The organism is Nostoc sp. DedQUE08 (assembly GCF_034530895.1).
In the GTDB taxonomy this organism is placed as follows: Bacteria; Cyanobacteriota; Cyanobacteriia; order Cyanobacteriales; family Nostocaceae; genus Nostoc.
This window is the reverse complement of sequence record NZ_JAVRCD010000004.1, coordinates 110,762-128,204: the sequence shown is the minus strand read 5'-3', so window position 1 is coordinate 128,204 and position 17,443 is coordinate 110,762. Positions and strand designations below refer to the sequence as shown.

6 protein-coding genes are annotated in these 17,443 nt (G+C 41.6%); all 6 read left to right on the top strand.

Going from position 1 to position 17,443, the window contains the following annotated elements; genetic code table 11:
• Window positions 1-238 precede the first annotated feature (238 nt).
• The 6 genes from RMY64_RS04200 (at window position 239) to RMY64_RS04175 (ending at window position 17,292) form a co-directional block, all read left to right on the top strand.
• Window positions 239-2,266, top strand: a complete 2,028-nt coding sequence (locus RMY64_RS04200) for a non-ribosomal peptide synthetase (protein WP_322699382.1) — start codon at window positions 239-241, stop codon at window positions 2,264-2,266.
• Between the two features lie 3 nt (window positions 2,267-2,269).
• A complete protein-coding gene (locus RMY64_RS04195; protein WP_322699381.1) occupies window positions 2,270-7,201 on the top strand; it encodes an aminotransferase class III-fold pyridoxal phosphate-dependent enzyme in 4,932 nt (1,643 codons plus the stop codon).
• Window positions 7,202-7,288: 87 nt separating this feature from the next.
• Window positions 7,289-8,299 (top strand): cupin-like domain-containing protein, encoded by a 1,011-nt coding sequence (locus tag RMY64_RS04190; protein ID WP_322699380.1) that lies wholly within the window; start codon window positions 7,289-7,291, stop codon window positions 8,297-8,299.
• A 225-nt stretch (window positions 8,300-8,524) separates the two neighbouring features.
• Window positions 8,525-9,667 carry an acyltransferase gene (locus tag RMY64_RS04185; protein WP_322673533.1) on the top strand — a complete coding sequence of 381 codons (1,143 nt, stop codon included), beginning with the start codon at window positions 8,525-8,527 and terminating at the stop codon, window positions 9,665-9,667.
• 66 nt (window positions 9,668-9,733) lie between these two features.
• On the top strand, window positions 9,734-13,000 hold the full coding sequence (locus RMY64_RS04180; RefSeq protein ID WP_322673532.1) for an amino acid adenylation domain-containing protein: 3,267 nt from the start codon (window positions 9,734-9,736) through the stop codon (window positions 12,998-13,000).
• Window positions 12,997-17,292, top strand: coding sequence for an amino acid adenylation domain-containing protein (locus RMY64_RS04175; protein ID WP_322673531.1), 4,296 nt, complete (start codon window positions 12,997-12,999; stop codon window positions 17,290-17,292). Before RMY64_RS04180 ends, RMY64_RS04175 begins: the two co-directional genes overlap by 4 nt.
• The last annotated feature ends 151 nt before the right edge of the window (window positions 17,293-17,443 follow it).

The following is a 17,443-nucleotide window of genomic DNA, read 5'->3' as shown; positions in this document are numbered from 1 at the left end:
ATATTGTAGTATTGCGGCATAATTTTTTGTCAAATTAGTCTTTTAATATAAATTTAAAGCTAACAATGTCACCATAAATTCTACGTAAAAACACTAAGATTCAAACATATAAAAACGCTTTTCAAATTTTGATTTTATCTGTTTATCTAAATACGGAAAACAAACATCCCATTTTAAATTTAAATACACCTAATTCTTTGTTACTCATTGATATAAATATTTTTGATTTCAGTTAAAAATGAAAAAAATAACTAATTCATTGGATCAACATAAAAATGAATTACTGATGACCAATGGTCAACCTTTATCATCAGAAAATAACTTAGAACGAGATAATTTAACATTATCTATTTTGAAAGAATCTGAAAATAACCTACTAATAGAGTGGAATCATACTCAAACTGATTATCCTCAACAAGCGTCTATTCATAAGTTGTTTGAAGCACAAGTAGAGAAAACACCTGATGCTGTAGCACTAATTTTTAATAATCAGCATCTTACTTATAGAGATTTGAATAATCGTGCTAATCAATTAGCAAAACATCTACGATCGCTAGGAGTAGGAACAGAAATTCTTGTAGGAATCTGTATAGAGCGCTCCTTAGAAATGGTTATAGCACTCTTAGCTATCCTGAAAGCAGGTGGAGCTTATGTACCATTAGATCCAGGGTACCCACAAGAACGTTTAGCTTTTATGCTGTCAGATACTCAGGTATCTGTACTACTAACTCAAAAAGAACTAGTTACCAAATTACCTACTCACACAGCATTTGTAATTTGCCTAGATGCAGATTGGAATACAATCGCCCAAAATAGCAAAGATAACTTAAGCACTAGTGTCACTGCTGATAACTTGGCTTATGTTATGTATACATCAGGTTCTACAGGTACACCCAAAGGTGTTAGCGTTATCCATCGTGGTGTAGTTAGGTTAGTCAAAGAAACTAATTATGCTCAACTCACACCTGAAGAAGTAATTCTGCAACTTGCTCCTATTTCCTTCGATGCTTCCACTTTTGAAATTTGGGGTTGTTTACTTAATGGTGGGCGACTAGTAATTTACCCTCCTAATACACCATCTTTAGAAGAATTAGGGCAGATTATTCAGCAATACCAAGTTACTACTCTTTGGCTGACAGCCGGTTTATTTCACCTGATAGTAGATAAAAAAATTGATGCTTTAAAATCCTTACGTCAACTTTTAGCGGGTGGTGATGTCTTATCTGTTCCTCATGTACAGAAGTTTCTCCAAACAGTAGAGAACTGTCAACTAATTAATGGTTATGGACCAACTGAGAATACAACTTTTACCTGCTGCCATCCCATAACAGCACCACTACAACCAGATGTTTCGATTCCTATTGGTCGTCCAATTGCTAACACCCAAGTTTATATATTAGATAAAAACCTCCAATCAATACCAATTGGAGAAGCTGGTGAATTGTACATTGGTGGTGATGGATTAGCTAGAGGCTATTTAAATCGCCCTGACCTAACTGCCGAAAAATTCATTTCTCACTCATTTTATAACAATTTAGCAACGCGCCTTTACAAAACAGGAGATTTAGCTCGTTATCTTCCAGATGGAAATATTGAGTTTTTAGGTCGTATTGACAATCAGGTAAAAATTCGCGGTTTCCGAATTGAACTAGGGGAAATTGAGCGAGAAATTGCACAACATCCTGATGTTCGGGAAATTGTCGTTTTAGCTCGTCAGGATGAAGCAGTTGAAAAACAGTTAACGGCTTATATTGTTCCTCACTATAACAGTGGATATACGCACAATAAATTACGTGGTTTCTTACAACAGCGACTACCTAATTACATGGTGCCATCGGCATTTATGATGTTAGAATCACTGCCTTTGACTGCAAATGGCAAAGTAGATAGACATAAATTGCCAGCACCAAGTAGAGAACGTCCGCAACTCGAACAAGCGTACATTGCTCCGCAAAGCGATTTAGAACGTCTGCTTGCAGGTATTTTATCCGAACTGCTCAAAATCGATCGCGTTGGGATTGATGATAATTTCTTTGATTTGGGAGCAACTTCAATCTCAATTCTCCAAGTTGCTGCGCGAATAAAACAGGAACTTGGTATTGAGCTACCTGCTGTAAAGCTATTTCAGTATTCAACAATTGGCTCTTTAGCAAACTATTTGGATTCAAACCAGAACAGCCAACCGTCTTCTGACAAGCTGCAAAATCGTGCCCAACGCCAACAAGCAGCTCGTGCTCGTCGCCGTAATCATCAACAAGGTGTTTAAGCAATGGTAAATATGCAAGCATCCGATAACCAAGATCCTAGTGATGGTGTTGCCATTATTGGCATGGTAGGAAGATTTCCTGGCGCTGGAAATGTCGATGAATTTTGGCGCAATCTGTGCGAGGGATTAGAATCAACGACTTTCTTTGAAGATGAAGAATTAGATCCTAGTATCGATCCGAACCTTTGCAAAGATCCTAGCTATGTAAAAGCTAGAGGAATAATTCCTGGGGGCGAAACCTTTGATGCCGCTTTCTTTGGCATTAATCCACTTGAAGCTGTGGTTATGGACCCACAAGCTAGAGTATTTCTAGAGTTGGTTTATGAAGCCCTAGAAAATGCTGGTTATGAATCAGAATCTTTTGAGGGTTTGATAAGTTTATACGCTGGTTGTGGTCAAAATACTTATTTTGCTAACCATATTGCTGGTCGTATGGAAATTGTCGATCGCATCGGTGAATTCCAAACGATGTTAGCCAATGAAAAAGACTTTTTAACCACCCGTGCGGCTTACAAACTCAACCTCAAAGGCCCAGCCGTCAGCGTTAATACAGCCTGTTCCACTTCTTTGGTAGCAGTCATTCAGGCTTGTCAAGCCTTAACCAGCTATCAGTGCGATTTGGCTTTGTCCGGTGGTGTATCTATGACTACACCTCAAAACAGCGGTTATATGACTCAAGAAGGCAGTATGCTCTCTGGAGATGGGCATTGTCGTCCCTTTGATGCCAACGCTCAGGGCACAATGTTCAACAATGGTGCAGGAGTAGTTGTCCTCAAGCGTTTAGAAGATGCACTCAATGATGGCGATCGCATCTATGCTGTAATTCGAGGTTCTGGTATCAATAATGACGGCGCTGATAAGGTGAGCTTTACCGCTCCCAGTGTAGACGGACAAGCAGAGGCCATTGCAATGGCGCAAGCTTACGCTAACTTTCACCCAGAAACCATCTCTTATATTGAAGCTCACGGCACAGCTACACCTTTAGGCGACCCAATTGAAATTGAAGCGCTAACGCAAGCATTCCGGGTGCATACAGATGCTAAACAATTTTGTGCGATCGGCTCTCTTAAAAGCAATGTCGGACATTTAGTTGCGGCGGCTGGAGTAGCAGGGTTAATTAAAACCGCTCTTGCCCTGCATTATAAAAAGATCCCACCAAGTCTAAATTTTGAGGCTCCCAATCCCAAAATTGACCTTGCCAACAGCCCCTTCTATGTAAATACCAAACTAGCTGAATGGTCGGAGGGTGAAACTTTGCGACGAGCCGGCGTGAGTTCTTTTGGTGTCGGTGGGACTAATGCTCATATTGTGCTGGAAGAAGCGCCACAAATCCAAAGTTCAGGATTTTCTCGCCCACAACAGCTATTGTTGCTCTCGGCAAAAACTAGTCAAGCTTTAGAGGCTGCAACAGCAAATTTGCAGCAACATTTACAATATAATGCCGAAATTAACTTACCTGATGTAGCTTATACTTTACAGCGCGGGCGCAAAGCTTTTAATTACCGACGTAGTATAGTTTGTCACGATATTACAGATGCGATCGCAGCCCTGCAATCTTTAGATTCAAATCAAGTAAATACCCGTCATACAGAAATCCGCAATCCAGCCGTTGTCTTCATGTTCCCCGGACAAGGATCGCAATATGTGAACATGGGACTGAATCTCTACAACCACGAACCTGTATTCCAGGAAGCTGTAGATGAATGTGCTGAAATGCTTAAGCCTTTGCTGGGCAAGGATTTACGAAAAATCATCTATCCAGCACCGAGCGAGCGCGAAACTGCGGCTATCTCATTGCGACAAACCTGCTTTACCCAACCAGCACTATTCGTCATTGAATACGCTTTAGCGCAACTATGGCAAAGTTGGGGAGTCAAGCCCCAAGCCATGATTGGTCACAGTATTGGCGAATTTGTCGCCGCCTGTATTGCAGGTGTATTCACCTTAGAAGATGCGCTGATGTTGGTTGCAACTCGCGGTCGCTTCATGTGGGAGTTACCGGCAGGAGCTATGCTCTCAGTGCGCTTACCAGCCAAAGAGGTAGAGCCGCGATTGAGTGCAGAACTAGCGATCGCTGCAATTAATGGCCCTTCTCTGTGTGTAGTTTCTGGCCCCACAGAGGCGATCGCATCTCTGCAAAAACAACTAGAAAGCGAAGAAGTTATCTGTCGCCATTTACACACTTACCACGCTTTCCACTCCCCAATGATGGATAGCATCATTCACCCCTTTGCTGAGGTAGTTGGGAAAGTTAAATTATCGCCACCCCAAATTCCCTTTGTATCCACAGTTACCGCCGACTGGATTACACCCCAGCAAGCAACCGATCCGATGTATTGGGCTACACATCTGCGTCAGACTGTGCGATTTGCAGAGGGCGTACAAACCTTATGGCAGCAGCCAGAACGGCTACTGTTAGAGGTAGGGCCGCGAATCACAACTACGACCTTAGCCCGCCAACAAGCAAAAGATATTAAACAACAGATTGCAATTCCTTCTTTGGGTGATAACGCCGAAAACGAAGCTGAATGGACGGCATTACTCAAGGCAGTAGGACAACTGTGGTTAGCAGGAGTATCTATTGACTGGAGCAACTTCTATCAAAGGGAAACGCGACAACGAATTCCTCTACCGACTTATCCCTTTGAACGCCAACGCTTCTGGATCGATCCTCCACCTCATCCCAATCGGGCAGCAACTCCCAAACTTTTAAATCCCCAATTATTAGAAAAGACTCAAACTATGACAACATCCCCTCAGCAAAAACTTATTCCTCTGCTCAAACAAATTATCGAAGAAACATCAGGATTGGAAATTGCTAGTGTTGACGACTCAATAACATTTTTAGAAATGGGATTAGATTCCTTATCTTTGACACAAGTCGGGCTAGCGTTAAAGAAAAAATTTCAAGTCAAAGTTACACTTAGGCAGTTACTAGAAATTTACCCCAATTTAGGAACACTGGCCGACTTTATCAATTCAGCCTTGTCTCCCGAAACTTTATCCGCATTAGGATTAACAGAAACCGTTGCAGATATCGTTCCAGAAGCCTCATTGCCAGAACCTGCACCTGTAACTACATCACCCACCTTGGTAGTTCATGAAGTTCACACAAATGGATCAAATGGATCTGCACCTAAGATTTCCCTCCAACCTGCTGCATCTAGTAGCATCCTAGAAGGTGTGATTAATCAGCAGCTACAAATTATGAGCCAGCAATTGGCACTATTGGGTAATAGCAGTCAATCTGTAACAATTCCAGTTGTACCTGCGGCAACATCTCAAAATAATGGTGTCAAGCCACAAAATGCTGTATCTGTCCCCTCAACCCAAACCAGCAAAGAATCAGCATCAGTAGAAACAGAGTCAAATGGTGCGAAAAAGGCATTTGGTGCGGCTGCTCGAATTGAAAAGACCCAGACTAAAACTTTGACAGTGCAACAACGCACTCATCTAGACAAAATTATCCAAAGATATACAAAACGGACTCAAAAATCCAAAGAATATACTCAAACTCATCGCCCTTATTTGGCAGACCCAAGAACTGTTTCCGGATTTAACCCGACGATGAAAGAGATGGTTTACCCCATCGTAGCGTCTCGTTCTTCAGGTTCTAAACTTTGGGATGTTGATGGTAATGAATACGTCGATTTAAGCAATGGCTTTGGCTTGAATTTGTTTGGTTGGTCGCCACCTTTCATTACTGAGGCAATTGAAGCACAACTCAAACTCGGCATGGAAATTGGGCCGCAAACTCCCTTAGTTGGAGAAGTGGCAAAGCTGATGTGTGAGTTGACCAACTTTGACCGAGCAGCCTTTTGCAACACAGGTTCGGAAGCGGTACTGGGAGCGATGCGGATGGCACGCACCATCACAGGACGTAACTTGATTGCCATCTTTTCTGGAGCTTATCACGGTATTTTGGATGAAGTAATTGTTCGAGGTACAAAGAAACTCCGGTCAATTCCTGCTGCTCCTGGTATCCCACCGGAAATGGTAGAGAACATTTTGGTGGTGGACTATGATTCGCCTGAGTCTCTAGAAATCCTCAGAAGTCGGGCTGATGAGTTAGCAGCAGTGATGGTGGAATCTGTGCAAAGCCGTCGCCCTGAATACCAGCCTAAAGAATTCCTCCAGCAATTGCGTGATTTCACGGAAGAAGCTGGTATTGCCCTGATTTTTGATGAAATCGTTACCGGATTCAGAATTCATCCAGGTGGCGCTCAGGCACATTTCGGTATCAAGGCGGACATAGCAACCTACGGTAAGATTGTGGGCGGTGGGCTACCAATTGGAGTCATTGCTGGCAAATCACAATATATGGATGCTTTGGATGGTGGGTTTTGGCAGTTTGGCGATGACTCCGTTCCAGAAGTAGGTGTGACTTACTTCGCTGGCACTTTCGTCCGCCATCCTTTAGCACTAGCAGCCGCCAAAGCAGTGCTTCAACATTTAAAACAGAGTGGCCCCAGCTTGCAGCAAAATCTCAATGCCAGAACCGATAAGTTTGTAGCGGAACTTATGGGCTATTTCCAGCAAGTTCAGGCTCCGTTTACAGCTTATAATTTCGGTTCCCTGTTCATGGTGAAGTCTTTACCAGAGTTTCCCTACGGAGATTTACTGTTTTACTTGCTGCGGGATAAGGGAGTGCATACTTGGGATCACCGTCCTTGCTTCTTGACAACAGCCCATTCCGAAGCCGATCTGGCTTTCGTAATGGCAGCCTTTAAAGAAAGTATTGCCGAAATGCAGTCTGCTGGCTTCTTGTCTGCACCGCCTATAGAAGTAACAAACCGCGAAACCAATAACAGTTTACGTAATCGTCCTCCGCAACCTGATGCCAAATTAGGACGAGATCCCCAAGGAAACCCCGCTTGGTACATCCCCGATACCGAGCGTCCTGGGAAATATTTACAAGTCGCAAGTGTTTTCTGAAGTGCTTTAAAAAATCGAGTGTATAGAAAGTGTAGTGAGCGTCAGTAATTTTTGCAAATAGTAAATACTCATCCATCCAGGTTTTGTATGTCAGTTGATAATCTACTTGAACCGAGTTCTATTAAGTCCGATCTGAAAATTCCCGAACAAATCATTGAAACTGATGTTTCAAACTTCCGGGAAAACTTCAACTCTTCTCACTTCATGTTTTCGCACAACCTTGCAGGACATCCTTTATTTGAGATCCCCCGCTTAGTTGAGCTTGCAAATACCATGCTAAGTCAGGGTAGAACAAATAAAATCCAGTCTTATATCAGCAAAGTTCCTGTTGAGCAAAAGTGGAATCAGCGACCTGGAATCAAGCAAATTAACGAGGCGATCGCACATATCGGTGAATCGGATTCTTGGGTCATGCTTGAAGATGTTCAAGTAGACCCAGAATATGCTGCCTTGGTCAACCAGATTATAACTGAACTCGAAACTCTTACAGGTAAACCCCTTCGGCAGCAGATGACGTGGCTAGGTGCTTACATCTTTATTGGTTCCCCAAATTCTATTACACCTTATCATATCGATAGTGAGTTGAATTTCCTGTTTCAAATTCAGGGCAAGAAAGATATGAGCCTCTTCAATCAAAGCGATCGTTCTGTACTGAGCGAAGAGGAAATTGAAAAATTTTATGTAGGCGACCTGAACGTAGCAAATTATAAAGAGGAGAATCAGAGTAAAGCGACTGTTTATCATTTGCAACCAGGTAAGGGACTCCATCATCCGATATTGGCACCCCATTGGGCCAAAAATGGTAATAATGTTTCTGTAGCTTTGAGTATCCTCTTTTATCTGCGACCTTACGATCTCAAAGCCAGAATATATCAGGTCAACAGCTACTTACGCAGACTGGGATTAAAACCCACTCCACCAGATAAATCTGCTTTGAAAGATCGGCTCAAAATTTTTGCTCTGGGTCTTCTATCCGATCGCCGACCGAAAAGTAAATTTATGATCCTGCGCTCTGGTGTATTAAAACTAAAATCTATTGAGGGGAAGTTAAAGCAATTTATCAACAAGATTGTGAAAAAATCTAATTTTCTCAAATGACTAATTATTAACTAGCCTGAATAATGAATTGGTGTTCTATAGCCATTCTAACTCATTTGTGAAATCTTTTCTTCTAGATACTTTGCGTAGCTTGTTTTTATACCGAAATAAGTGCTTTTTACATCCTCGGTTAGCCAAAATAAATCAACTACGCATCTAATTTAAAAAAAGAATTTACAATTTAAATAAAATTGCTATAGATAGAAACTAAAACCAAAAATCTCAATGTATAAACACATCAAATCGCTCACTTCTTTACGCGGTATTGCAGCCTTGGTTGTTGTTGTACACCATTTTTCTTACTACGGTTTACCGATAACAGGTTCAACTTTGTCAACCTATACTAATTTTTTTCAAAATGGATATTTATGGGTTGATTTTTTCTTTATTCTGAGTGGTTTTATCATGACCCACGTTTATGCCGATACTTTTTGTTTGAAAGTCAGTTTAAAGAACTATCGTTCATATTTATTCTCGCGTTTTGCGAGAATTTATCCTCTGCATATATTTATTATTTTTCTATTTGTTGGATTAGAGGTTGTAAAATTACTTTTCCTAAACACTTCTGCTTTTACTGGTAAATTTAACTTAACGGCTCTTTTTTCCAATATTTTTTTTCTCCAAGCATTTGACTTCAAGTGCTTACCTTTATTATGGTGTAACACCTATTGGAATGAGCCAGCTTGGTCAATAAGTGTAGAGTTTTTCATTTACTGTATATTTCCATTTTTATTATTACTTTTATTAAAAAATAAATTCAAAAACGATTTGATAATTTATATTTCTACTCTTTTTTGTATATTACTACTAATCACCTTTACCCGTGGAAATTTAGATACGATTATTGGTATACCTTCGATAGCTAGATGTGGGCTAGAATGCATCCTTGGTATTATAACCTATAAAATTTATCATAGAGGTAATTATCAAAAGTATTTTAATCTTAATTTCCTGGCAGTTATAGCTATAACTTGGATAATTTTGATTATGCATTACTACTGGCATCATTCTCGTAACATTCATGATTGGCTAATTTTACCAGCTTTTTCTCTACTGATTTTATCTGTATCTATCAACAATAAAAGTATAATTTCAAAGTTTCTCAATTCCCAGTTAATGCTATATATCGGCACTATCTCTTACTCAATTTATATGGTTCATTGGTTTGTTCAAGAATTGTTAAAATTTTTCTGGCTTTATAAATTTCACGATGTTTTTGGCAAAGAATTCACAGAATATCAATCGTTGACATCTTTAGGAGTATTTCTTATGATTGTTTTATTGGCTGCATCATTGACATATAGATACGTAGAAGTCCCCGCACGTAATTATTTAAAATCTACAATCTTAGCTAAACAAGGTATTTAAAGTCAGGAATCTAAAAAAGATTTAGATTTATCCACATTCAATAAACTGAGAAAATAATAGAGTTTTATGACCTTATCACCTGTAGATTACCAATCGACATTAACTGCGGTTGATTTTGATCCATTTGCAGATGGAGAATTACTTCTAACCGCCCCCGCCACAGAATCACAAAAAGAAATTTGGGCTTCTGTGCAAATGGGCGATGCTGCTAATTGTGCTTATAATGAGTCTCAATCTCTGCGACTAAAAGGCAAACTTGATGTCAAACTTTTCCAATCTGCGGTGGAAAAGTTAGTACAACGTCATGAAGCACTACGGACAACTTTTAGTACCGATGGCAATACACTCTGCATTGTTGCTTCTCGGCAAATTGAAATTCCTATTATTGAACTGTCTAACCTAGAACCACAGCAAAAACAGGAAAAATTAGCTAGTATCTTGCGACAAGAGGTAGAGCAACCTTTTGATTTGGAACATGGGCCTCTATTTCGGGCAAAAATTGTCAAATTGCAGCCGCAGGAGCATCTAGCTATTTTGACAGCCCATCATATTATTTGTGATGGTTGGTCTTGGGCAGTACTGATGCCAGATTTGGGTAAATTTTATTCTGGCTTGCAACAGGGTATTGTTCCTGAATTAGAAGAACCAGACTACTTAAGTGAATATGCGATTTTGCAGGAAGAAGAGGCGGATAGTGCAGAAGCGATCGCCACAGAACAATACTGGTTACAACAATTCGCTGACTCTGTACCTGTACTGGATTTCCCTAGCGATCGCCCCCGTCCCCCACTCAGAACCTTTAATGCCGCCCGCGAAGATTGGCATTTAAATCCCGAATTAGTTGCCAACCTGAAACAACTAGGAACAAAACTCGGTTGTAGCTTTATGACTACGATCCTGGGAGGATTCGAGGTCTGGCTGCACCGATTAACAGGACAAAACGATTTAGTTGTAGGTATTCCAGCCGCCGGACAAGCTGCTTTAGGGCAATATAATCTTGTAGGTCACTGTGTAAATTTACTACCATTGCGTAGCCAGATTAATGGCGAAAAATCTTTCAGCGACTACTTGCAAACGCGGCGATCGGCTGTCTTAGATGCTTATGACCATCAACAATTTACCTTTGGCAGTCTGGTCAAAAAATTAGTATTGCCACGGGATTCCAGCCGCATTCCCTTAGTACCAATTATATTTAATGTCGATCAAGCCTTAGACAGCGATCGACTTCCGTTTATCGATTTAGAAGTAGAATTTTTCTCCAATCCCCGCGCCTTCGAGAATTTTGAACTGTTTATCAATGCTACGGAATCGCATGGTGAACTTATTCTGGAATGTCAGTACAACACTAATTTATTTGACGCTGATACTATCCGCCGCCGGATGGCAGAGTTTGAAACTTTGTTATTTGGTATAGTTGCTAACCCTAATCAAATTATTGCTAAATTGCCAATTTTGCCAGCAGTCGAGCAACAGTTATTAGCAGCATGGAACAATACTCAAACAGCTTATCCCCAAGATATCTGCATTCACCAGCTGTTTGAAACTCAAGTGGAAAAGACTCCAGATGCGATCGCTGTAGTTTTTGAAAATGAACAAATTAGCTACCGCGAACTCAATCAGCGAGCCAATCAACTAGCCCATTATCTCCAAAGCTTAGGAGTCGGCTCAGAAGTTCTGGTTGGTCTGTGTGTCGATCGCAGCTTGGAAATGGTTGTAGGAGTTTTAGGCATTCTCAAAGCCGGGGGAGCCTACGTACCATTAGATTATGCTTATCCTCAAGAACGTTTAGCTTTCATGCTGCAAGATGCTCAGGTGTCAGTGCTACTAACGCAAGAGAAGCTAAAGTCGGGGCTACCCAATCATCACGCAAAGATTGTTTGCCTTGATAGCAACTGGCAATCCACAGATTACGGGTTAGATAACCCAACACCTAACGTCACTGCTAATAACTTAGCCTACGTCATCTATACATCTGGCTCGACAGGTCAACCGAAAGGCGTTCAAATTCAACATCAAAGTGCTGTTAATCTGCTGAATGCGATCGCTCAAGAACCCGGTTTAACTGCTGAAGATACTCTCCTCTCTGTTACTAGCCTATCCTTTGATATTGCCGTTTCAGAAATTTTTCTACCCCTGTCTGTAGGTGCGAAGTTGGTATTGGTAAGCCGTGAAGTTGCGGCTGACGGGACACAACTGTTAAAAGCGCTAACCACCTCCGGGGCAACCTTTATGCAACCGACACCAGTTACTTGGCGGCTACTACTGGCAGCCGGATGGCAAGGTAGTCCTCAACTCAAGATGATTTCCACAGGTGAAGCCTTACCTAAAGACCTCGCAAATCAATTATTACCCAAGGGAGCTTGTCTGTGGAACCTGTACGGGCCTACAGAAACAACGATTTGGTCAACAGGCTACAAGGTGACAACGGCAAATAAACCTATAGGCATTGGTTGCCCTCTAGCTAATACGCAAATCTACATTTTAGACTCCCATTTACAACCCGTTCCCATTGGTATATCAGGTGAGTTGTATATTGGTGGCGAAGGACTAGCAAGGGGATATCTAAATCGTCCCGAACTGACTGCTGAAAGATTTATTTCTAATCCCTTCAGCCCAAACCCTGAATCGCGCTTATACAAAACTGGGGATTTAGCTCGCTATTTACCAGATGGACATATTGAATACTTGGGTCGTATCGACTATCAGGTAAAATTGCGTGGTTTCCGCATAGAATTGGGTGAAATTGAAACCGCACTCCTGCAACATCCAGGCGTAAAAGAAGCTGTTGTAATTGTTCGAGAAGACATTCCGAATGAGACTAGTTTAGTCGGTTATATTGTTGCCGAAACTGGTCAAGATAGCTTGGAAGTGATTTCGCAATTGCGTCGATTCTTGAAACAACAACTTCCTGACTTTATGGTGCCAACGATTTTTATGGCACTAGAAGCGATGCCGTTAACCCCCAATGGCAAAGTCGATCGCAAGGCATTGCCGCAGCCTGATGCTTCCCGCCCGGAACTGGAGGCAAATTATGTAGCGCCTCGCACTCCCATTGAACAGCAGATTGCAGATATCTGGGCACAAGTTCTTAATGTCAAGCAGGTTGGGATTAACGACAACTTTTTTGAATTAGGTGGGTATTCTCTACTAGGAATTCAAGTGATTTCTCGAATGCGCCAAGCGTTGCAAGCAGAAATTTTGATGTCCAATTTATTTGAATTACCAACGGTAGCAGATTTGGCTGAACGAGTGGAAACTCTGCGGTGGGCAGCCCAAGGTGTTCAGGCTGCTGAGAGTGAAACAGCTGATGATTACGAGGAAGGTGAGCTATGAAAACATTAGATGAACTACTATCTGAGCTACGTCAGCGCGATGTCAAACTTTGGCTAGAGGGCGAACGCTTACGCTATCGGGCGGCAAAAGATAGTCTCACACCAGAATTGCTAACCGAGTTAAAAACTCAAAAAGCCGAAATCATCAACTTTCTCCGACAAATTAACACAGCCGCCAGTTCACAGATTCCCCCAATTGTCGCTTGTGAACGGAATGGCAACTTGCCGCTTTCCTTTGGTCAGCAACGGATATGGTTCCTCCATCAGTTTGAACCTGATAGTTCCTCAAATAATATGCCAGTTGTGGTGCGTTTTACGGGGAATCTGAATGTTGCTGTCTTAGAGAAAAGTTTAAGAGAAGTCGTCCGTCGCCATGAAGTTCTGCGGACAACTTTTCCAGCAGTGAATGGAAAACCCACTCAAGTCATCGCCACCGATGTTTCCTTGACACTGCCAATAATTGACTTGCGGCAAGTACCAGATGAACAACGAGAGGCGGAAGCTCACCTACTGGCAACTAAAGAAGCTCATCAACCTTTTGATTTAGCCAATGGGCCAATTTTGCGGGTGTTACTGCTGCGATTGAGCGATCGCGAACATCTGCTAATTTGGAATATGCACTGCATAGTTTGTGATGGAGCTTCGTCCGATCTGTTCTATCAAGACCTCACTACCATCTATAAAGCATTATCAGCAGGAAAGGTTTCTCCTTTAACTCCCTTACCAGTGCAGTATGCTGATTTTACCAATTGGCAATATCAATGGCTCCAGGGAGAGGTTTTAGAGTCACAGGTAAATTACTGGAAGCAAAAGCTAGAAGGCAATTTACCGATCATTGATTTACCTTACGATCGCCCCCGTCCTCAAGGAGTGCAAACCTATCGAGGCGATCGCGCTGCCTTGCTGCTATCAAAGGCGCTGAACCATGCCCTGACAGACCTGAGTCAAAAATGGAGTGTCACCCTGTTCATGACTCTATTGGCAGCATTCGAGCTATTGCTCTACCGTTATTCTGGACAAGAAGACCTACTAATTAACTTTGCAAGTGCAGGTCGAGGACAAGTTGAAACCGAGGGGCTGATTGGATTTTTTTCTAATACTCTTGTACTGCGGAGTAACTTTGCAGGAAATCCAACTTTCCGAGAATTATTAGAGCGAGTGCGTAAGGATTGTTTAGAAGCTTATACCCATCAAGACCTACCCTTTGAGAAGCTAATTGAAGAACTTAAACCAGAACAGCGAAGTCGCAATAGTTCGCCACTGTTTCAAGTAAAATTCTCCCTCAATCCTCCTTGGTCGAATGGTCGTGGCATGGCATCAGTGCAACTACCTGATTTGACTATCACTTCTTTATTTGGCTACATCTATCATGGCAAAACCAAATACGATTTAACATTGGTCTTGCGGGAACAGGATAATGGTCTAGGCATGGTATTTGATTACAATGCCGAGATGTTTGATGCCAGTACCATAGAGCGGATGTTGGGACACTTCAAAACTTTACTCGAAGGTATTGTTGCTAATCCCGATCGCCCGATTGCTGAATTACCCCTGTTGACAGCACCCGAACAACATCAATTGTTAGTTGAGTGGAATAGCAAACTAGCTGATTATCCCCAGCATACTTGTATACATCAGTGGTTTGAAACTCAAGCTAAAAGAACTCCAAATAATATTGCAGTCAGTTTTAAAAATCAGCAATTAACTTATCAGGAACTTAACCACCGGGCAAATCAACTAGCCTACTATTTGCAAACTTTAGGGGTAGAATCGGGGGTACTCATTGGTCTTTATCTAGAGCCTTCCCTGGAGATGATTGTGGGGCTGTTGGGTATTTTGAAAGTCGGTGGAACTTACGTACCGATCGCTCCAACATCTGGGCAAGATGGTCTGACTGTCATTTTAGAAGATGCCCAAATATCTTTGGTGTTAACCCAAAGCTCATTAGTTAAGAAGCTCTCTGAGCATCAAGCACAAGCTATCTGTTTGGATAGTGATTGGGAAGTTATTGCCGTACACGTGACTGAAAATCCAGAAAGTTATGGCACAGATCGGACTCTCGCTTGTGTAATGTATGTGTCCGGCTCCAATGGAAAACCCAACGGTATAGCTATTACCCACGATAATCTTGTCAGCCACAGCTTAGCAATTAGCGAAACTTGGGAGTTGACCCAGAGCGATCGCCTACTACTCATACCTAATATCAGTTGCGATACTTTCATTGAATCACTCTTTCCCACTTGGATTACTGGTGCTACTGCAATTCTCCAATCTCAGGAGATGCAATCGACGACGCAGTTTTTCCCATTCATTGCTCAACAACAAATTACTGTTGTTAATCTAGCCACGTCTTTTTGGTATGAGTTAGTCAAGGAGCTATCTGTGTCTCCCCAAAGCTTACCAGCCAGCTTGCGCTTAGTTATGGTTGGTGGTGAAAAAGTCTCACGCCATGCTTATCTAACTTGGGTAGAAAAAGTTGGCAAGCAAGTACGCTGGCTGAATGCTTATGGAGCGCTAGAAACAACTTTAACAGCCACGGTTTACGATCCGGAAACTGCCACCGAAGCCAGTAACACTCGGTCAGAAATTCCCATAGGAAAAGCGATCGCCAATACCCAAATCTACATCCTCGATCGGCGATCGCAATTCCTCCCTATTGGTGTAACTGGTGAAATCTACATCAGCAGTATCGGTGTTACCCAAGGCTACTTTAAGCGTCCCGAATTAACATCTGAGAAATTTATCCCCAATCCCTTTAGCAGCGAATCTGGAGCATACCTTTACAGAACTGGTGATTTAGGACGCTACTTAAGTGACGGCAATATTGAGTTTTTAGGCCGCTTAGACAATCAGGTAAAAATTCGCGGCTTTCGCATTGAGTTGGCTGAAATTGAAACAATTTTGGGTCAATATCCAGGCGTACAAAAAACTGTGGTGATTGCCAAAGAAGATGTTCTTGGAGATAAAAGTTTAGTTGCTTATGTTGTCCCCGAACAAGGAGAGACTTTTGGAAGTGAGCAACTGCGGAGTTTTCTCCAGCAAAAGTTACCTGAACATTTGTTGCCTTCTGCCTTTTTCATAGTTGATTCTCTGCCATTGAATGCTAATAACCAAGTCAATCGCAAAGCCTTATCTGCGCTGAATCTAACTAATTCTAAAATAGAAAAAATATTTGCCACAGCAGAAGATCCATTACAACTTCAGTTAACTAAAATCTGGGAAAATCTTTTAGGTATTCATCCTATTGGCATAAAAGACAACTTTTTTGATTTGGGTGGAAACTCACTACTTGCAGTACACCTGTTTTCTCAGATTGAAAAGACATTTGGTTTAAATCTGCCCTTAGCTATTCTCTTGCAATCTTCAACCATTGAGCAATTAACTAATTTTATTCGCCAGCAAGGGTTTTTGCCAGAAAGCCATAATCAGGTTGAGAGTAATACTAGTATCAACTCAGAAAAACCGATGCCTTGGTCATCACTAGTACCAATGCAGCCCAACGGTTCTAAGCCACCTCTGTTTTGCATCCATGCAATTGGTTTAAGTGTTCTCTACTACCGAGATTTATCACTTCATTTAGGTGAAAATCAGCCATTTTATGCACTACAAGCACGAGGATTAAACGGCAAAGAAGCTCCCTTTACCAAGCTTGCACAAATGGCGGCTCATTACATCAAAGAAATACAAACTATTCAACCTGAAGGCCCTTATTTTTTGGGTGGCTCCTCCTTTGGCGGACTAGTAGCTTGGGAAATGGCTCAACAACTCGTAAAGCAAGGTCAAAAAGTAGCTTTGTTAGCTTTATTTGATACCACTGGCCCAAATTATATTAAACAAGCGCCATTAGAAAAGCGAGTTTCTCAGCATTGGGACAACCTGACAAAACTTGGGACTAATTACGTACTTGAGCAAATAAGAAATAAAAGTTCTTGGCTGAAGTATAAACTTCAAGAGAAGTTCCGAAAATTTATCTTTAAATTTTCCTTAAGAATCTGGCGGACTGTACCTTATAACTACCGGAAATTAACAATCGAAGAGGCCAATAAACAGGCAGCCAGAGAATACGTTCTAAAAGCTTATCCAGGTCGAGTCACTGTATTCCGAGCAGATGAGCGCAATGCATTGGAAAAACGGGAGGTTGACCCCAAAATGGGTTGGAGTGAAATGGTCTTAGGAGATTTGGATATTCAAAATGTCCCAGGAAACCACGACTCTATTTTTAGAGAACCCCATGCCCGAACTCTAGCTGAAAAGATGAGGGCTTGTATAGATCGAGCTATTGTAGACATCTGAAATTCATCTAATTTGCAGAAATAGTTATAACTTTCAACCTCATCTCGCTTCCGGGATGGGGTTGTTTTATTTGTGGGGAATAACTTTAACTATATATGTATAAATTCAATCGCCACTCAAGCCCTGACATCAGTCGCAATCTGAAAAATAC

Excerpts from the sequence above, each read along its gene's own strand:
- RMY64_RS04200 (WP_322699382.1), top strand. The coding sequence starts at position 239 with ATGAAAAAAATAACTAATTCATTGGATCAACATAAAAATGAATTACTG.
- RMY64_RS04195 (WP_322699381.1), top strand. The coding sequence starts at position 2,270 with ATGGTAAATATGCAAGCATCCGATAACCAAGATCCTAGTGATGGTGTT.
- RMY64_RS04190 (WP_322699380.1), top strand. The coding sequence starts at position 7,289 with ATGTCAGTTGATAATCTACTTGAACCGAGTTCTATTAAGTCCGATCTG.
- RMY64_RS04185 (WP_322673533.1), top strand. The coding sequence starts at position 8,525 with ATGTATAAACACATCAAATCGCTCACTTCTTTACGCGGTATTGCAGCC.
- RMY64_RS04180 (WP_322673532.1), top strand. The coding sequence starts at position 9,734 with ATGACCTTATCACCTGTAGATTACCAATCGACATTAACTGCGGTTGAT.
- RMY64_RS04175 (WP_322673531.1), top strand. The coding sequence starts at position 12,997 with ATGAAAACATTAGATGAACTACTATCTGAGCTACGTCAGCGCGATGTC.